18 protein-coding genes are annotated in these 20,240 nt (G+C 35.5%); all 18 read right to left on the bottom strand.

Features of this window, described 5'->3' with window-relative positions; translation table 11 throughout:
• Nucleotides 1–22: 22 nt before the first annotated feature.
• Nucleotides 23–1,405, bottom strand: a complete 1,383-nt coding sequence (locus M2265_RS17060) for a nucleotide sugar dehydrogenase (protein ID WP_132769823.1) — start codon at nt 1,403–1,405, stop codon at nt 23–25.
• Nucleotides 1,406–1,465: 60 nt separating this feature from the next.
• Nucleotides 1,466–1,975: an ArsR family transcriptional regulator gene (locus M2265_RS17055; protein ID WP_132769825.1), complete on the bottom strand. Its 510-nt coding sequence runs from the start codon at nt 1,973–1,975 to the stop codon at nt 1,466–1,468.
• A 237-nt stretch (nt 1,976–2,212) separates the two neighbouring features.
• The gene (locus M2265_RS17050) at nt 2,213–3,538 is read right to left on the bottom strand and encodes a nucleotide sugar dehydrogenase (RefSeq protein WP_237682840.1); all 1,326 of its coding nucleotides are present in this window, start codon (nt 3,536–3,538) and stop codon (nt 2,213–2,215) included.
• Between the two features lie 612 nt (nt 3,539–4,150).
• Nucleotides 4,151–5,065, bottom strand: a complete 915-nt coding sequence (locus M2265_RS17045) for an NAD-dependent epimerase/dehydratase family protein (protein WP_132769827.1) — start codon at nt 5,063–5,065, stop codon at nt 4,151–4,153.
• 692 nt (nt 5,066–5,757) lie between these two features.
• Nucleotides 5,758–6,867 carry a glycosyltransferase family 4 protein gene (locus M2265_RS17040; protein WP_165905883.1) on the bottom strand — a complete coding sequence of 370 codons (1,110 nt, stop codon included), beginning with the start codon at nt 6,865–6,867 and terminating at the stop codon, nt 5,758–5,760.
• Nucleotides 6,868–6,878: 11 nt separating this feature from the next.
• Nucleotides 6,879–7,964 carry a glycosyltransferase gene (locus M2265_RS17035; protein ID WP_132769831.1) on the bottom strand — a complete coding sequence of 362 codons (1,086 nt, stop codon included), beginning with the start codon at nt 7,962–7,964 and terminating at the stop codon, nt 6,879–6,881.
• Nucleotides 7,964–9,148 carry a right-handed parallel beta-helix repeat-containing protein gene (locus M2265_RS17030; RefSeq protein ID WP_132769833.1) on the bottom strand — a complete coding sequence of 395 codons (1,185 nt, stop codon included), beginning with the start codon at nt 9,146–9,148 and terminating at the stop codon, nt 7,964–7,966. Before M2265_RS17030 ends, M2265_RS17035 begins: the two co-directional genes overlap by 1 nt.
• Complete coding sequence (locus M2265_RS17025) at nt 9,145–10,248, bottom strand: glycosyltransferase (RefSeq protein WP_165905884.1); 1,104 nt, start codon at nt 10,246–10,248, stop codon at nt 9,145–9,147. The genes M2265_RS17030 and M2265_RS17025 overlap by 4 nt, the downstream gene beginning before the upstream one ends.
• A 70-nt stretch (nt 10,249–10,318) precedes the next feature.
• Nucleotides 10,319–11,542, bottom strand: a complete 1,224-nt coding sequence (locus M2265_RS17020) for a hypothetical protein (RefSeq protein ID WP_132769837.1) — start codon at nt 11,540–11,542, stop codon at nt 10,319–10,321.
• A gap of 33 nt (nt 11,543–11,575) precedes the next feature.
• Nucleotides 11,576–12,604, bottom strand: a complete 1,029-nt coding sequence (locus M2265_RS17015; protein WP_132769839.1) for a hypothetical protein — start codon at nt 12,602–12,604, stop codon at nt 11,576–11,578.
• Nucleotides 12,597–13,655, bottom strand: a complete 1,059-nt coding sequence (locus tag M2265_RS17010) for a hypothetical protein (RefSeq protein ID WP_132769841.1) — start codon at nt 13,653–13,655, stop codon at nt 12,597–12,599. The genes M2265_RS17015 and M2265_RS17010 overlap by 8 nt, the downstream gene beginning before the upstream one ends.
• Nucleotides 13,656–13,668: 13 nt before the next feature.
• The gene (locus M2265_RS17005) at nt 13,669–14,970 is read right to left on the bottom strand and encodes an oligosaccharide flippase family protein (protein ID WP_165905885.1); all 1,302 of its coding nucleotides are present in this window, start codon (nt 14,968–14,970) and stop codon (nt 13,669–13,671) included.
• Between the two features lie 8 nt (nt 14,971–14,978).
• Nucleotides 14,979–16,031 (bottom strand): pseudaminic acid synthase, encoded by a 1,053-nt coding sequence (gene pseI / locus M2265_RS17000; protein ID WP_132769845.1) that lies wholly within the window; start codon nt 16,029–16,031, stop codon nt 14,979–14,981.
• An 8-nt stretch (nt 16,032–16,039) separates the two neighbouring features.
• Nucleotides 16,040–16,750: a PIG-L deacetylase family protein gene (locus tag M2265_RS16995; RefSeq protein ID WP_132769847.1), complete on the bottom strand. Its 711-nt coding sequence runs from the start codon at nt 16,748–16,750 to the stop codon at nt 16,040–16,042.
• Complete coding sequence (locus M2265_RS16990; protein WP_132769851.1) at nt 16,728–17,408, bottom strand: methionyl-tRNA formyltransferase; 681 nt, start codon at nt 17,406–17,408, stop codon at nt 16,728–16,730. The genes M2265_RS16995 and M2265_RS16990 overlap by 23 nt, the downstream gene beginning before the upstream one ends.
• Nucleotides 17,383–18,393, bottom strand: coding sequence for a GNAT family N-acetyltransferase (locus tag M2265_RS16985; RefSeq protein ID WP_132769853.1), 1,011 nt, complete (start codon nt 18,391–18,393; stop codon nt 17,383–17,385). The genes M2265_RS16990 and M2265_RS16985 overlap by 26 nt, the downstream gene beginning before the upstream one ends.
• Nucleotides 18,368–19,072, bottom strand: coding sequence for a pseudaminic acid cytidylyltransferase (gene pseF / locus M2265_RS16980; RefSeq protein ID WP_132769855.1), 705 nt, complete (start codon nt 19,070–19,072; stop codon nt 18,368–18,370). Before pseF ends, M2265_RS16985 begins: the two co-directional genes overlap by 26 nt.
• Complete coding sequence (gene pseC / locus M2265_RS16975; RefSeq protein WP_132769857.1) at nt 19,053–20,240, bottom strand: UDP-4-amino-4,6-dideoxy-N-acetyl-beta-L-altrosamine transaminase; 1,188 nt, start codon at nt 20,238–20,240, stop codon at nt 19,053–19,055. The genes pseF and pseC overlap by 20 nt, the downstream gene beginning before the upstream one ends.

Below are 20,240 nucleotides of genomic sequence, written 5' to 3'. Positions count from 1 at the left end.
AAATAAATCTTAATTTTACTATCTACTCGCCAATCGCGTAATAATCAAACCCTAACCCCTCTAATTCTTTTCTGTCCAATAGCTTGCGACCGTCGAACACAAATGCAGGTTTTTTCATTGTTGCCTTAATTTTAGACCAGTCGTATTGCTTAAATTCATCCCATTCGGTCAGTACTGCTGCCGCATGTGCTTCATCTAACGCTAAATAAGGATCGCTCACCACAGTTACCAAACGACGGTTATCTTCTGGCGAACGTGTTCCTAAGTAATCTAAATCTCTATAAATTTGCTCTGCTGGTACTTTCGGATCGTAAACAACAATCTCCGCCTCTTCTTCTAACAGATGATCTGCAACATAAATAGCGGCAGACTCACGCGTGTCATTGGTATCTTTCTTAAAAGCCCAACCTAAAAATGCAATCTTCTTACCATTGACGGTATTGTACATGGTCTTAATGATATTCTGCGCAAATCTTGATTTTTGGTGATCATTTAAAATAATAACCTGCTCCCAATAATCTGCTACAGCAGTAAGGCCATATGAACGTGCTATATAAACCAGATTTAAAATATCTTTTTGAAAACATGATCCACCAAAACCAACGGATGCTTTTAAGAATTTGGATCCAATTCTTGAATCGTAACCTATAGCTCGTGAAACTTCATCGACATTGGCTCCTGTTACTTCACACAGCTCTGAAATGGCATTGATAGAAGAAACACGTTGCGCAAGAAATGCATTGGCTACTAATTTGGACAGTTCGGATGACCATAAATTGGTTGTCAAAATACGCTCGCGTGGTACCCAAGCTTCGTATATCTGCACCAAGGCTTCGATTGCTTCTGCATCTTCACCACCGATCAAAACACGATCTGGGTTATGTAAATCGGTAACAGCTGTTCCCTCAGCTAAAAACTCGGGATTGGAAAGAATGTGAAAATTGACGTTATTACCGGTATTCCCCAAAATACTTTTTAAGGCATCGGCCGTACGTACGGGCAAGGTAGACTTCTCTACGACAATTTTATCATCTTTGGCCACACGGGCTATCTGACGGGCACATAGCTCGATATATTTCAGATCTGCTGCCTGTCCTTTACCTTTTCCGTAAGTCTTGGTTGGGGTATTGACCGAAATAAAGATCATGTCTGCTTCATCAATCGCTTTGTCTACATCGGTAGAAAAAAACAGATTGCGTCCTCTTGCTTCACCAACCACGGCATCTAAACCCGGCTCATATATCGGGAGCTTGCTTAGATCGGCATCATTCCAGGCATCAATACGCACCTGATTTAAATCGACTACAGTGATCGTAACATTCGGATTTTTTTGAGCAATAACCGACATGGTAGGCCCGCCTACATAACCTGCTCCAATACAGGTTATTTTCTTAATTTCTCTCATTTTTATAACCTCAAATTAATTTTAAAATTTGTTAATTATGTTTTTCTTATAGTAAAGCTTCTAAGCTTTTTGATAGAGTATAATCTTACCATTGACTTGATCTAAAGACTCGGTATAAATCGAGACCTCCTTACCAAGGATTGTGCCAGCTTTTAAAGCTGCCTGCTCTAAATAGTCCATATTGAGCTCCACTCCTAGGACCAAAACCTCAATATGCCCAGAATCCAAACCTTGAGCATAATCGCCCAGCAGAGCCACTTCATGTACATCGCCAGCACGTGCTAATACTTGATCTACAAAAACTTCGATACCCAAAAAATTGTGGATTAAACCTTGAAGTGAGGAAAACAGGGAATGAGCAATATTGGCACGATAATAAACTTTGTGTTCGCTATCTTCCCGAAGCAGATAACCGGCTTCGGTCAATTGATTGAGCTCTTTACGAATGGAATTGGTTGACTCTTTAAATTCATCTGCCATACCTCGCAAATAGCCACGATTGCTGGCTGATACAAAAAATTTGATCAGTAATTTGAGTCTTGTTTTTGAAGTGATCAGCGAATCTAGCATTAAGTTGATTAGATATTGAGTAACAAAAGTACTCAATCTAATTTAAATGTACAAATTAAAATTTTGTTAAGAAAAAATAACTTTATAGAGTAGGTTTATTAGATATGACACATTTTATTAAATAAGTGTCATCCATTTTCATGTTGAATTGAAAATAATTGATTGGATATGCTTTTATTTTTGTAAAAGAATATCCATTATAGTACTATAGTACTGCAATTATAGGTCATGTTTGACCTATAATCTACCATCTACTATTGAACGGTCTAAACATGCTTTGGTATCGAAAATAATTCCATTTTTCTGTTTTATGGTTTCATAATCAAGTTCGATAAATTGATCATGTGCAACAGCAATTATGACTGCTGCATAGGTCTTAGCTCCTTCTAGGTCATGAAGTAAATCCAAATCATACTCTTTCTTGACTTCGGCAACATTAGCCCAAGGATCGTAAATATCGACCTCAACACCAAACGATCGCAATTCGTGATAAATATCGACCACTTTGGTATTGCGCACATCGGTACAGTTTTCCTTAAAAGTGATGCCCAAGATCAGTGTACGGGAGCCCTTGATCTTTAGATCTTTTTGAATCATCAATTTAATAACTTTATCGGCAACGAATGCTCCCATATTGTCATTGACTCTTCGTCCTGAAAGGATAACCTGTGGATCATAACCGAGTTCCTGAGCTTTATGTGCAAGATAATAGGGATCTACACCGATACAATGCCCTCCTACTAATCCGGGTTTGTATTTTAAAAAATTCCATTTGGTGCTCGCGGCTTCTATTACATCATGGGTATCGATACCGATCCGATCAAAAATAAGTGATAGCTCATTGACAAACGAAATATTTACATCGCGCTGTGCATTTTCAATAGCCTTGGATGCCTCTGCAACTTTTATATTAGGTGCCATATGTGTGCCTGCAACGATAATAGATCCATACAATTGATCGACCCGCGCAGCAATAGCAGGTGTGGAACCAGAAGTTACTTTTTTGATTTTGGTCAATGTATTGACTTTATCTCCAGGATTGATACGTTCTGGAGAATAACCTACATAAAAATCTTGATTAAAAACCAATCCAGAGGTTTTTTCTAAAACAGGGACACAGTCCTCTTCGGTACAGCCCGGATAAACGGTAGACTCATAAATGACAATATCGCCTACCTTTAATACACTACCGATCATGTCAGAAGCACGAAGCAATAACCGCAGATCGGGTGTTTTAAATTTATCTATTGGTGTAGGCACCGTAATAATAAAGGTATTGTAGCGACGGAGATCTTCTACTGCACTGGAAAAAGATAATCCGATGGTAGCACTTTTCTGCAATTCCATGACTGCGGCTAGATCTGCTAAATCAGCTTCTTTTGTACTATCTTTTCCTTGGCGAAGCTCGCTGATGCGCCCCTCATTGATATCGAAACCCAAAACATCGTACTTTTTTGAAAGCTCTATAGCCAATGGCAATCCAACATAGCCTAAGCCAATGACAGCGATATGAGTATTTGCAACTATGGATTGTAAGGCACTTGTATTTTTATCATTCATCATTTTTCAAATTATTATGTTGTTATTGCTTTAAAATTAGCTTCATTGTGATGCTAATTTTAAATTGATGATCCCGTTACTTGTTAACTTAGCTGAAACGGTTTCATATTGAAATGTAACAATTTCATTGATATAAAGTAAAAGGCTGATTCGCTAATCGCAATAAATATGCCTACTTTTATCGTTTAACATACATTAACACTTCTGAAAACGTGAAAAAAGATGTATAGTCCAGTACAATAGGAGCTCAAATCACGGAGAATAAAAAGAAATACTGAAAGCTTCGTGTAAATGTTTTATCAAATTTGGTTTTTCAAGGCTAGCTCTTTACCGGTTGAGGGCAATTACCTGGCAATGCTAAATCGCCTATTTGTTTCCTTAATATGCCGAATAGAACTGCAGCTATACACGTCGTTTCCTAGTTTATTGTTTGGTTATTATTACGATAATAAGTGTAGTGATATTCAGCAGGCTTCGAAACAGCATACACATAAATATCAAGAGAAATTTCTGTGAACATTTGCATAATAGTGCATGGGCCAAAAGCTGTTATTTGTACCGGCAATAATAGATGAACAATTGTCTAAAAAACAAATCAATGTAAAATGAAAAGGGTTATTGATTTAAATTTTGAAATGATCGAATAGTTTCTCTCAACCCTTCTTTGGCTGTAAGAGGTAGACGTTGGATAGACAAGGCTATCTTTATCTTTTTATTAGATACAACCAAAGTACTGGTTAGTTTCTTAAGACGCCATGTATTCAATGGTAATGAGGTCCGGTCACCGACCTTAGATATCCAACGTATTAAGCTTTTAGGCAAGGGCAGGCAAGGCGTATTAAAACCTGTCTCTTCTTTAATAATTTTAATAATTTCATTGGATGATAACGTTTCATCATCAGCAAGATGATAAATACCTGTCTCCATCTTGTCTTTTTTAAATAAGATCTGTTCAATAAAGAAACAAAAATTTTCGATAGAAAGAAAAGACCGCTTATTTTTAAATTTAGTAAGTGGATAAGGAATTCCTTTATTTACTAATTTAAACAATTGATTGAGATTTCCTTTATCTCCTTCACCATGCACCATTGGTGGACGCAAAATGATCAGCTTTTTACCTAAGGGAAGTGTCTGTGCAAGTAACCACTCTTCCGCTGCACGCTTGGATTTGCCATAAGGTGTTACAGAGTTGTAAGTAGCAAATTCAGATAACGGATTTGGGGCCTCTATTTCCTCTATTGCAGCCAAAGAACTAATATGAATAAAGACACTAGCAGGTGATGATAAAAATATTTGAAAAGCTTTTTTTGCAAGTTCAAAATTGGCATAGTAAAAATCTTCTTCCTTGGCAGTGCCAGTAAAGTCATGTGCTTTTCCAACAAGATTGATAACACAATTTGCAGCGAAATTATCGTTAACCCAATCTAAATTACGCATTGATACAAACTTGCAATCAAATAAACCACCCAATTTATCACTCAGATGACTTCCTATAAAACCGCTATTTCCACCTAAAACTAATACCTTCATTATTATATACTCTTATAACCACATAATTACTCAACGTAACACTTATTATTAATACTTTATCTCTCCACAACTGCACGTCTCAAACGGTTGGTTGTTTATTTAAGTATATATTATTAAAAAACGAATAGAACTATCATAAACGGCAATGATTCATTTGAATATCGTAAAGCCCTTAATTGAATCTTAAAATTGCTAAATGAAATTCTTCCCAGACTTCTTTTTTTATTTCAATAACCAGTATAATTAAATTTTAACGATGACATGACGCTCTAATCTGGTAATAATAGCAGTTAAAATTCTCAGCCATATAATTATATAACAGAAAAGATACACACCGTAAACATAGTTAATATTTAATGATACAAATATAGTGATAATTGTCCTATTTATTTACTTAACGTTAAATCATTGTAAAACGCTACAGCTGAGAATGATAATTTCTCAATTATGCGAATTTAAGACAAATTAGAGCGTATTTAAGATCGAAAAAGATCAAGATTGATCTTAGAAAACTTGAATTTTAGAGATTCTATTAAAATTTTTATTTAAAAAAAATAATAAAGACTCCTAAAAAACTAATAAAGAGTGAGAAATGCAAAGTATTATAAAGAAATTTGGCCCGTCATTGATTCACCGTCATATCCATATTTACGCCTATTGTCTGCTAGTCAAACGCAAAATTTTTATACCATTTATCGTGCTAAAAGTTTTTTTTCAACTTCTGTATATATATAGTCTTCAGAAAAATTATCGCGAACAAATTGAATTCCATTTTCTCCATGTTCTCTTGCTATTTCAGAATGATCGATATAGAATTTTACCATTTCGTAAAGACTTTTCGCCGTGTTTTCAGCAAAGAGGCCTGTAACATTTTCGATAATTGAATCGATGCATCCTGTCACTTTAGTGGTCACAATAGGCAATCCCGACGCAGAAGCTTCTAAGGTAACCGTAGGAAATCCTTCCCGATAAGAAGGCAACACAAAAACATCCATCTCATTGTAATACAAAGCAGTATCACTGACTCCTCCAACATACTTAATAGATGGATTTTTTTTAATCTGTTCTAACGTAGCGGTGGGCAAAGGGTCTCTTTCATCAACAGGACCAACTAATAACAACCGAATGGATCCATATTCATGGCTTAACATTTTCCACGCTTCGATAAGCTCAACGATACCTTTGTCCCTGGATAATCTTCCGACAAAACCTACAGTCGTTATTTCAGGGTTTTTATAACCTGCTCGAGGTACGAATCGTACCGTATCGATACCATTGCACGTTCCCTTACCTAAGAGTACATTTTTAGAAGATATATTTAAGTGTAACTGATCTGAAATTTTACTGATGGAGGGACTTACATTTACAATAGAGTTGGCACAAAAGCCAATGAGACGCTCAATATTAATTAATAAGTACTTTTTGAATCCTGTAACTGTCTCAAAAACTAATCCGTGACGAAAAAAAACACGAGTCGGAACTTGAGCAAAATATGCTGCCAACATACCAATTAAACCTCCCTTGGGAGAATGCGCAATAACAATATCAAATTTTTCCCTCCGGATATACTGATATAATTTGTAAATAGACTTGATATCTTGCAAGGGATTGATACTGCGCAAAATCGGAACTGGGAATAGCTTAAAACCAAATTCTTGAGCTAAATTGTCGAATTCTTCAGATCCAGAGCATGCGACATGAAATTCGTATCCTTTTCCATTAAAATAATGAAACTGGTTACCCACAAAATAACGCAGGGAGAATGATACAGAAACAACATGTAATATTTTTTTTCCTTTCATCGTCATTGTTTTTATCGATATAACTTCAAATATCCTTCTACCATCGCTTTCATCGTAAACTTTTCTGATTGCTCCATCTGAAGATTCAACAGAGATGTATCCGACAAAGAGCATAGTGCAACAATCTTATTTGCAATCTCAGTGGCCTGATTATTTTTAAATAGATTCAAAGGACTGGCAACAATATCATTGATACCAGGTACATCGGAACCTAAAAATGGCTGGCCTGATGCCATAGCTTCTATCGTGACTCCTGACATACCTTCATATTCGCTGTACAAAATATTAAGGTCTACCGATTTCATTAAAGAAGCAATATCATTACGATGCCCAAGGAAAACGATCCGATGTGAAATCCCCATCTCCTCAGCTAAGCTACGGCAACTGTTTAGCTGCGGTCCTTCCCCTGCAAAGACTATAGTATAATTTTCAGGAAGAGATTGGGAAACTTCCAATAAAAGATCCTGACGTTTTGGATGATCAAATCGAGCAGTCATTAAAATATACTTTCGGTCCTTATGTCCTAACGCACCATCTATTGTGGACAGATCCTTTAGCTCTGCTGATTGTAGCTTCGATAAATTCAGTCCATTTCGAACTAATACCGTCTTCTCTGAATTGCCAATCCATTGATCCAATTTGTCCTTAATGGGACTGGAAATGACTATAAGATTATCAAAAGCATTATAAACCCATTTCTCCAAAGATCTAAATCGACTATCATCGATACGCTTATTATGAATGCTATGTTCTGTAAAATAATAGCGCTCTTTTCGGCGGAACATGCGCTTCACTAACGCGACATAATAAAACGCCGGAAATAAATGCGCATGAACAATGTCAAAATGTTTTTGATTTAAAAATTTTTGTATGGCAAATGGTAGTTTTAAATCATAAAGACTGCCACTGTGTTTTAAAAAATAAACATGAATGCCTGAATCGCGTAATTCCTGGATATATTCGGGTAAGCTCGTGGATTCAACGATAACCAATAAGCTTATATCACATTGATCTGATTTTAACTGCGGTAAAAAATCAACAAGCAGCCGTTCTGCACCGCCATTGGCCATATTGTTGATGATATGGAGAATATTCATTAATTTGATTTATTTAATACACGTTGCTCTTTAGCAGAAATCTTACCCATATTCTTATTATTAAGGATGAGTTCACCATTCAGCCGGTTATTAGAAAATCTAAAATTTGTTGATTTTGGACCTATAACGACCGCTGTTCTTGAAGATGATATATCACAGTTCATCACGTGGACTTCTGAACTTGCACCTCCAAATTTAGCTAAAATGGCGCCTTCACTGTTACCCGAAAGGATGCAGTTACTGATCGTTACCTTTTTAACAGTCTTATTTTTCACTGTTGCATCTGCTTCAGGTTCTATATCGATACCTGTTGCCGTAGAGATATAAAGAAATCGTCCTGTATTAGAGATCGTACATTTATTGATGGTGATATCCTGACCGCCACCCACAGCAATACCAGTACGCGAGTTGTAATCAAAAGTAGAGTTGCGAACACGGACATGATTATCACTGCCACTGATATTAGCGATCATCAATCCATCCGTGCCAAATCGATTGGACCGAACATGATCAACAAGTACATTGGTAGAGTGGGATATCACAATACCATAGTGCTCAATCTGAATCCCGCAGTCACCATAACCTCCTCCTATGTTAATTTTATCAGCCTGAAATTCTGAATTTTGAGAAATCCCACGCAAGGGAAAACTGTTCATGTTATTGACTGTCCCGGCATAAAAATTTCCATCCAGACTGAGATTCTGAATGCTGATCTGATTACTGTTTCTAACATGTATCACCCGCCCTAACATGGCACGTTCTGTGGCAACGTTATTCTTGGCAACACATTCGAATGTCTTATTGGTACTTTTACCCGTAGCTGGATGAAAGGACCCAAAACGCATGCCTACATTGAATAACAACTTTGTCCCCGCCGAACCCTTGATCGTTACATTCTCGCAGTTTTGAAGACTAATAACATCTTTTCCTGTTAAATAATAACTACCACCTGCGATTTTCTCTTGCCGTCCTACTAGAAATATTCCTGCAGGTATTTTAATGATCACATGCCCACCTCGCGAATTGACGTAGGCGCTCATTTTTTCAAACGCCTCCTGATCACTGACATTATCATTTGGCTTAGCACCAAAATCAAGCACAGAAATAGTTTTAACAGACTGAGCACTAGTATCTTTACATACTAGTGTCAATATTATGGCAATTAGATAAATTTTTATATTCATAATCCATAAGCTTTTAAATAGTTCAAACCTGTTGTCTCGATAGCATAGCGATCATGATAACTTTTTTTTGCATTTTCCTTGATCATATCTTTATCATCATAATTTAAATAGCGTATCACCGAATTGGTAATATCTTCTACTGAGGTACCCGCACTTAAGAAACCGTTTATCCCATCATCAATCATATCGATGATTCCACCAACCGGACTACATATAGGAAAAGATCCATGAGATAAGGCCTCTATTAAAGAAATGGGCATACCTTCATAAATGCTAGGTAAAATAAAAGCATCGCTGGCTGCCAGATAATCTTCTACATTGGAAACGCCACCTAATAAATGAATATTGCTTTCACCTTCTATCGCTGTGAGAATAGCCTTATAAAGCGATTCATTCCTCTTGTCTCCTATAAGCAACAGCACTGCATTGATTTTTTTTAGCCTTTCATCTTTAAATGCGAGCACAAGATTTAACTGATTTTTCTGTGTATCTATTCTTGCCACATTAACAAATAACGGCTGACCTGTACTACCATACTTCTTTTTGATTGCATCACAAACCGATATATTAAAAGGCCTATACGGCCTGCCGTTATCTACCTGTGTATCAAAGCCTAACAACTTATAAACTTCTTCAAAAGATCTCCTCATTGTTTTAGAAATAGTAATCGGGATTATAAGCTTTAACTTAAATAATACTTTTCTTAAATTGAAGATAGCCGGATTAACTGTTTCCTTATCAGCTTCATTATGAACGGTATGAAAAAACTTGACACTTTTCTTTTTGAAGCTGAATAACAAATGGGGTATTAAATATTCTAAAGCACTGATATGTGTATTGACAACTTGTGGTCTTATTTTACTGATAATTCTGGATAATTTTAACGTTACTTTGAGATCAAAACCTGGCTTTTTCCCAAGAGAGATTAATTGAACATGTTCCGATATTTCACTCATAAAAGAATCTTCAGTATTATCATACAAGGAAATCAGATATACGTCATTCGTTTTTGAAAGTTCATTGCAAAGATCAACAACAAACCGTTCAGCTCCACCCCTGTCTAAAGATGGTATAATATGTATTAATTTAGGCTGTTTCATTTTTAAATTTTCTTCTAATAAATCAGAATGACCTCTCATTATTTGCTAACAGAAATCTCGATCCACCTGATTATAATGGTTTTTGGTCAATACTGTCTAATTCTTTCAGGCAATCCTTTTCGTCCGAACCAACGTAAAGCCGTAATCCGACATAGAGCAATAAAAAATAATTTATGGCATGTAAAGTAGGTCGCTGAAAAAAAACTGCCATCAAAAAGACAATGGAAATCAAATTAAAGAGCTTAAATTTAGACTGATGCATAAGGGAAAAACATAATAATAAATAAAACACGATGAGTGTGCCTTTTTCAATTAAAACAGTCCGATAGGATAATGTAGAACCATCAAAAACTTCCATCATATAGTCTTTTCCATAGCCGAAATAATATGTAAAACTACGATAATTATTCCACTTATCAAACAATTCATCAAAACCCTGAATGCCAACATCTCTATTGTTTACGATGCCAACAATCCAATTTCCTGCCCATTCAAAACGATGGTAAACTGCTAGGGCTAAGACTGGATTTGATTTACTCCATAAGGCCACAAAATTCAATACCAAATAAAAGCCGATTAAACAAAGTATAAAAAAGATCACGCGTTGAACCGATTTTTTTGTTGAAATACGACGTAAATCTGAGAAAAAAAGCACCGGTACTATTGTAATAAAATAGAACATGGATAGACTGAGAAAACCTGCGATATTCAAGGTAATCTTTTGCCAAAGCTTTAATTGCTGATGGTAATAAAAATAGATAATGGGCACTAGCGTACCTATGACTCCAGGCTCGTCAAAAATAGAACTGAAACGATAGAGAAGGCCCTCTCGCCCCCAATAGACCAAAAAATAGTTAAAATAGACCTTTTCACCCTTCGCATAAGTGAAGATACTTGGCAATATGCCCAAGTTAATCAATATGTATATGGGTATACCAATCAGACAGAGTATACAAATAATACGAACATAATTAAAGGCGACTTCGCGCTTATATTCTACTGGTAATAAGATAAAACAACATACGGGTAAAAAAGCAGAGTAAAAGAGCTGAATGCTTAAAACTACGTCCTTTGAAAGATAGAGGTATACTAGAGGAAAGATAAATAACAACCACTTATAGTTGGCTTTACTATTATACCGCAAAAGATATAGGATGCTGACAACATTCACCAACTTGAGTGCATAGATTCCTAACTTTAGAAAAATAAATTCACTATACACCGTATAAGAGTCAAACAAGGCTATTATAAGGAGATTTAATGAAATTATTTTAAAAAGATTAAGCTCTTTCATATTCAAGTGTAAAAGTTATACAGTGCTAAAAAGTTATCTATTTGATAATATTAATTTGCGCATCTCTTCAGGACTTTTCACCCGATCAAGACCAAAATACTGATTCAACACAGACCGGTTGTCTCTGTGAACAGAATCTATGATAATCTGACGATCAGAATCGGCAGTGCGAATATTATCCTCCTTTTCTAAAATTTCACGGTTAACCTGAAAATCCTGTACTTGTTTGTAAACAACCTGCTGTTCATAAATAGTTATAGGTATGCGCAGATCAAGACTATATGCAATATGCGTACCGATGCTATTGGTATAAACTTCCGATGCTAACAAAAATAAGCTTTTAAGCCTAGGTAGAAAATTTAAATCATCACGATGACCTGCAGTACTCACTTGGAAGCCTTCATTTAAATAAATTTTATCTGAACCATTATCAATATCTTTCCAATATAAACAAACAATAACGGTATCAAATCCAATCCGTTTCTTTCGTATAGCTGCGACAAAACTCTCTTCATCAAATTCTGCAGTTACGGATCCAATGGAATGTGATGGTATAACCAAAAGTACCTTACCAAGGTCTAATTTTTTGGCAGCGATTTCAGCAATTGTCAATAAACTTTCGCAATAATGAATATAAGGTCCGATGACATGGCTATGAACACCTTCAATCGTACTGTCAATGATCTTTTGTCTTACCGGACTGATGGTTGTTACTAATTTGGCCTTTCCAATATTATAGCAATTGACATAAGAACCTAAGACTAAACCATGCTCAATGTAAAAATAATGTTTCTGAAAAACAGTCAAATGTTCTGGTTGTAAGCCCGAATAGACTAATAAATTGTGGTAAAGACCATAGTAATTACAGTCTGGAATAAAAAAACATGGATATTCTTCAAGCTCTTTGCCCAGTTCTTTATAATCAAAAATCGATAGTCTTGCCCGACGATTGATTTCCTTCAGAAATTCACGGCTTTGGGAACATTTATAATAAGTAAAAAGTGTCCGTAGAAGACTGCTTCTATCGACAACTTTCATTAATAATTCTTTTACATTAAGCATCTTTTTTTTCAATTTTAATGCGTACTGTTTTTATAACCGCTTTACCGGTTGAACGATGATGGTCATAATAACTCATATAGATAGTATCGCCTTGAACGATATGTCCTGCATAACCAGTATCGGAAAAAGAGGGTAAAAATAGAAGCTTAGAAAGTGTATTGTTTTTTATATTATACATATATAATGCTGTCTTTACAAAATCTCCATAATTATTATTATCGATAAGCTCTCTTCCTGAAAGTAGCAAATTTCCTGTATTGTAGACGGTTATGTTAGGCCCGCCAAATTGATACACGGGTAACTGCCATAATGTTGGTGAACATATGTTAGATAAATCTGAAATCGCTAATATACCTTTATGCTGGGTGCGTATGAGGCTAAAAAAGCTATTTTTTGAACGTACAAATCGTGCTTCTGAGGGTTCGTTAGGAACTTCCAGTAAACATCTGGACGTTATACGACCAGCATGGTTTCTAAAAAAGCCGATTTCACTTTTACTATAGCCAAATGTCAATAAGCTTCCATCAAACTCCCCTGTATACCAATACCAATAATTGCTGTTATCGTATGCAGTACGTAAATCAAATGATGTACGACTATCATTTATCTTGTACATTTGGAGCTGATGCCTATTCGATGCGGTAGCTGGACTGACTTTAGAAAAATTAAGATAACATGCACCTTGATATAACATAAACTTAGGATCCCGTAAATCGAATTCTGGAATTTTTATTTCCGTGAATTTGGTCCAACGTAAAAAATCCTTACTTTTCATAACAAGAATGGATCCAGTGGTATCAAATCCATGTTCAATAGCGCTCCTGAAGGTTAAATAAAAATTTCCTTCATAAAACGCAAGGTCTGAAAAAGCGCTATAAGGTACAGTATGATAAACAATAGCACTATCTATAATAACTGCCTTATATTCACTTTCTACAAGCTGTATTTCGGGTAATTCTACCCACTTCTTTTCTTTTTTACATGAAGAGAAAAGAAAAAAAACAAGTAATAATAAAATAAAACTTAAGAAATTTTTATTTATAGTAAACATACCTTACAATTCATTAATGAATAACTTTGCGCCAATTTATTAAAGTAGAAATCCATGGCATAGGATATACCTTGTTACTATAAAACATAACGACGAGAAAATTGATGATCGAAACCGTTACGGAAGAATATGCAGCACCAATAGGTCCAAAATATTTTACTAAAATATAAGATAAAACGACTTGAACTAAGGCGCACGATATGGTAATGATAGCCAATTTGCGTGTTTGCTTTGAAAAAAATATATAATTTACAAAAAGAATATAAAATGACTGAAATACCTGCGTTAAAATGGCCCAATTAACAAATGTAATAGAAGCATAATATTCTTCCGCAAAAAATGTCTTTAAAATATATTCTGATAATATGATAAAAATAACTCCACTTATCATAAGTCCTATCATGATAAAATAAGTAAGCTTAACCATCTTTATTTTGTCTATCTCCAACTGCTTTTCATCCGTACTTGATAAAACCTTATAAAGATAGGGCGAAAATGCATTATTAAAGGCTAACACAATGAATGAAACCAATATCCCGAACTGGAACCCTGTAGCGTAAAGACCAACAGCAGAAGTACCCCAAAATGAGCTTATAAATATTCTATCAACTCCAGATCTCAACCAAAAACTTAAAGCATGGGGAATTAATGGAATCCCAAAAATTAAGATCGCTTTGATGATTCTAGGATTGTAGATAAAACTTAGATAGCCGCGCTTATATAAAAAAAATAAACTGAATACGCCGTATCCAATCGATGCGATAGCAATGGCATTAACCCTTCCGATCCATCCCTGTTTTAGTACAATAACCAATATAATTGATAAGGAAATGTTAATTATGGTATTGGTTATATCATATAAGCCGAATGCTAATGGTTTTTCTTCTAAACGCCAAAGCACGAGATTAATGGCTGTAAATAAATTAAAAAAGCACATCACAACACAGAGTAATTGGTACGATGTAGGTATCGAAATCAATTGATATATGTAGGTATTAGTCAACCCTATAACGAATAGTATAAGCAAAAATATGCTACAGGATACGAGTATACAATTGAATATATAAATTTTTAGATCTTTAGGTGCAGTTCTATAAAAATTAACGGAAATAGCACCATCTACACCACAGGTTATTAATATACCTATTATTCCTGTCAAAACACCAAAATTTGCCACAATTCCATAATCTGCTGGCAGTAAATAATGGCTTAAAACTGGGAGAATAAAGAATGGGATCGATTTATTGATCCCATCGCTAATGGTATAAATCAAACTTGATTTAAGTAATGGATGCTTTAAAAGTTTACTAATCACAATAGTTACTATTTATGGGGAATATCAGCGATTAGTGCTAAGGATACTCGGGCTCCTTTTTCTATATTTTGTGTGACTTGCTTTCCTAAAATTTCATGAAGATGTTTGGGGTGAAGACCAAAGCCGGGTCGTATAGACCGAATATTTTGATCAGTTAGGATATCACCTGCTTTTAAATCTTCAACGAAATAGAGAGATCTGGAAAAATCTCTTCCTTTTACTTGTTTTTCCGTCAGTTGATAATCTACGATTCCTATTGCCATCTCTGCTTCGCGAACTGCTTTTACCATTGCTGAAAATTCATCCTCGTCCATCGAAAAGGAAGCATCAGGTCCGCCGATAGAACGGTCTAAGATAAAATGTTTTTCTATGATTTTAGCACCAAAACATGTAGCAACTACAGGTACGGTACTCCCCATAGTATGATCTGAAAGACCAGTTAATACCCCATATCTTTCTGCAAGGTCCTTAACCATTGCCATATTCGCCTCTTCAATAGGAGCTGGATAGGAAGAGGTACATTTTAACAATGCAATATCTTTGTTACCCATTCGATAGCAGGCATCTAATGCTAAATCAATATCTTCGGCTGTTGCAATACCTGTTGAAATAATAACTGGCTTCCCCTTGGAAGCAACAAGTTCAATCAACGGAATATCAGTAATCTCAAAGGATGCGATCTTATATGCGGGTACTTCTAATGATTCTAATAAAGCAACTGAGGTAGAATCAAAGGGAGATGAAAAGCAGATCAATCCCTCTTCTTTGGCTACTTTCATAATTTCGGCATGCCATTCCCATGGCGTATAAGCTGTTTGATATAGATCATGTAAATTTTGACCTTCCCAAATAGTGCCCTGGATTTTAAAATCATCTTTAGAACAAGCAATGGTCATTGTATCGGCTGTATAGGTCTGCAATTTGATACAGTCTGCTCCAGCACGCTTAGCAGCTCTAACGGTTTCCAATGCTGTAGCTAAACTGCCATTATGATTAGCCGAAAGTTCTGCTATAATAAAAACTTTTGAGGTCTGGTTTATTTCGAAATTCTCTATCTTCATATATTAAATTAACTTATAGTCCGTACAATATGGAATGCTTCAGCATATTTGCAGCCAACAGCAACTCCCCATCTTTGTGATTGAATCATTAATGCCTCAGGTGATCTGGGGTGTGGATATGGTCTACTTTCAAACACGTAAGCTTGCATACCATTGATTTTTGCATTTAAATTTTCTATTTCAATGGATACGAAAAAATTAGGTAAAAAATGACGAGGGTCAGAATTTGCACGCCATTCGGTACCTGAAGCAGTTTCAAAACTAATAATTGTTTTCACCGTTTCATCTTCCATAGGCCTGCAGCATGTAACAACAGCCTCAAAGGTCCGTTGATGATCAATATTGACATCTCCTCCATGGTGTGTAAAAATAACATCGGGCTGGAATGTGTGCTTTTCTTTCTCAATAACCTTAATAATATCTAATAAAGCGACCGTGTCAAATCTGTTATCAGGAAAATCATAGATACCTACTGAATGATAACCAATTGCTTTTTGTGCAATGTTGATATTTTCTCTATGCATAGCAAGTTCTTTTTCCCACAGAACTGGATCCCGCTGGTCCGAACGAGAAGTAATACCTTCACCCAGTATAATTACGCGGGTGCATACATTGTATTCCTGTATTAACTTATTCATAGTGGCACCTAAACCCAACAACTCATCATCAGGGTGAGCGACTACAATAAGTATTCTTTTATTTTTCAATGATTCTAACATCTGCTAAAATTATGTTATCTGATTTCATTTTTGCTCCCGAAAACTCTAATCTAAAATTTCCAAATTCTAAGAAAGCATTTGGATAACCGTCGGCATCTAACATACGAATATAATCATAGATGGAGTGAAGGTCTTCAATCCTACTTAGATCACTATCTTCAGCTTTCCTTCTTTTAAAATTTACAATATGACCCGTTTGATCTTCTGGCACTAACTGTTCGTTAATGATTCTGATTATCATATCTTCCATTACAACGCTTGCTCTTAAAAAAATTTCTTGGGCAGAACCATTTAAACAAAGAGGTGATTTTAGATATATGGGGCCCGTATCAATTCCTTTTTCAACCTGAATGGCAGATATTTTTGTTTCTTTAATACCTCTCACAATCAAATTCTGAAGTGGACTTCCTCCTCGCCCAAATGGGAGATCCGTCATATGAAACAAAACACAATCAAAACGACTATAAATAGCAGCCGATATGATGTAGGACCAATGGGGTATAAATATTTTTTTAGGATTTATCTGCACTAAAGCGTCTAATGTAAAATCGTCTTGTTTTGAAATCAAAATCCATTGATATGATGGAAACTGAATGCTCAAATTATGATACAACTCTTGATGCCACGGCTTTTCAGATAGTATTATGTATGTTTCCATTGATTTCTTTACTAAATATACACATTGAATTTTCTAAAATTTCATCAAAGCCAAGCCCCCTAAATACAGATAAGGATGGATAATTACTTGATTTTACAGTAGCTCTCAAATGGCTACCATTGGACAACTTTCTTAAAAGTAATGCAATAATGAGATGACCATACCCCTTCCCTCTATGGTTATGATCAATTGAATAATCAATTTCCCAACTCTCCTTCACTAAATCCACTCTTACTTGACCTAAAGGAATTTCATAACCATTTTTTAAAATGAAAATATGCGAATTTTTTGATTTTAACTTACGATTGTACCAAATAACATGATCATCCCATTGAATAGCTGAAACATTAATTGCACTTTGTCTAACTGCCACATCGTTAGCCCAGTCAAAAAGTATCCTCACATCTTCCTTTGTTGATTCCCGCAGAGAAAATGTACAAGTTTTCGAATGCATGATAACATCAATAAACTTATCCTTGAAATAACAATGTTCTTTTAGCACAGCTTCTTTTATAAATCCCGTCTGCTCTAAAGCATTGTATAACAAAGGTCGTAAATCAAATGCATAGGTGTATATCTTATGTAGTGAGAGATCAAAAAATGCAACTTGTTCAATTAATGATAAAAATGTGCACCAATGATATTGAAATTCTTTCTCTTCAAGGGCAGTCTCCATAACAAAAGAGATTTCCGCATTCTGATCTAACCAATTTATATGCACCAGGCCACCATAACCAATACAAATACCATTCTTCAAATATGAAAACAAGATTTGGTCTGGGGTATTTTGTTCAAATAAATCTGCGATAATCTGACTGAAATAGCGCTCTTGATCTTCAGCAGTTAATAACCTATTTTGGCGCAAATGATAGATTTGCTCATTACGCCATTCCATAATAGCAAAACGATCTTCGTTCCGGATAGGTACAATGCTATAATCTCCGGCTTTATATACTTGTTTATTTAAAACTTTGTAAGAGTTCATATTTTAATTCGGCTAACTTCCAATCTACTTCATTATCGATATCCTGTCCCTCTAATTCTTTTATTAAGTATGGGCCAGTTTTATCGCTCATAATAGTTTCTCCTGCATGTATTAAATCAGGCTTTAACCAATAGAACTGACCTGCATCATGATAAGAATCTGTTAAATCCTGACTTCTGGTATTAATATGTTCCGGATACTTAAATTTTGAAATACCATTTTCAATGTACAATGAACGTTGAATTGGAAATCCATATTTCATAACTGGAAATAAGGAATCGAAATCTCCATCCTTAAACATACTAAAACTATTCTGTAAGTGAATATCTGTAACAAACGGTGCAGTAGCATATATGCAACAAACCTGGTCAAAATATAAATTGCAATTTTCGTATGCTGTTAAGACCTCCTTGATAACATCCAATGTCGTTGCATAATCATTCGAGTTTTCCTTACTCCTTAAGAAAGGCACATTTGCTCCATATTTTAAAGCAACTGCAGCAATTTCTTCGTCATCCGTGGATACCATAACTTCAGAAAACAACCCTGAACTCAAAGCCGCTTCGATAGAATAAGCAATAATAGGTTTTCCTAAAAAATCTTTAATATTTTTTCTTGGAATGCGTTTACTACCTCCTCTTGCGGGAATGATACATATATTATTTTGAATAATAGCCATCAATTTCTGATATAATATATTGCTGTTCTTCTGGTGTTAGAGTTGGATACATAGGCAAACTGATACAGTGTTTATAATAGTTTTCAGATTGCGGTCTGTCTTCTTCTTTCCAACCTAATTGTCTATAATATGGCATCAGGTGACAGGGAATGTAATGAATCTGTGCGAAAATATTTTTTGTCCTCAGATAATTATAAAGTCCCAAACGGTCCTCTACTTCCATAACATAAAGATGGTAGGCATGACCTTCGACTGAACCTGATTGACCTTTGATATACTCCTTTCCTTCAAATGCATCTTGGTAGACATCTGCAATTTGTATTCTACGAGTGATACCTTTATCGGCTCTTTTCAATTGGCTATTACCTAATGCTGCCTGAAAATCGGTCATACGATAGTTATATCCAAGTGTCTGCATTTCCATATACCACAAAGGATAAGTTTCTGCTCCACCTGCAAATTCAATGGTATTTTCATAAAGATCATTATCTTTAACAATACCATGGGTGCGCAATGTCAATAGTTTATTATATAACATTTCGTCATTAGTGGTAATCATTCCACCTTCACCCGACGCAATATGTTTTACAGGGTGAAAAGAAAAAATTGCTAAATCGGCAAATTTTCCATTTCCACAGAGTTGGTTTTCACCCTTAGAGTCGACGAAATATCCACCTGGAGCATGACATGCATCTTCAATAATCCAGAGACCATATTCTTGGGCTAAATGCTTATATTCTTCCAAATTTACCGCTCTACCAGCAAAATCTACTGGGATAATACCTTTGTAAGTGCCTTTTGGTGATGCCGCTAATAATTTTCTAACCGAATTAATATCCAACAGATAGGTGTCCGGATCAATATCACCGAAAACAACTTCTCCGCCACAATAGCGTACACAATTGGCAGAAGCGGCAAAGGTAATTGGTGTTGTTATGACCTTTTCGCCCTCTTTAACGTCTAATGCCATCGCGCATAAATGTAATGCTGCGGTACCATTCGCTACTGCTACGGCATATTTTGAACCGACATAAGTTGCAAAGTTATCTTCAAACTCCTTTATTTTAGGCCCTTGAGTCAAATAATCTGACTTAAGGGTCTCAATTACGACTTGGATATCTTCCTCAGTAATGTGTTGTCTTCCGTATGGAATTCCTTGAATTAGCAT

This window comes from Sphingobacterium kitahiroshimense, from assembly GCF_025961315.1.
Lineage (GTDB): Bacteria > Bacteroidota > Bacteroidia > Sphingobacteriales > Sphingobacteriaceae > Sphingobacterium > Sphingobacterium anhuiense.
The sequence above is the reverse complement of the archived record's forward strand: the minus strand, read 5'-3'. Positions and strand labels throughout refer to the sequence as shown.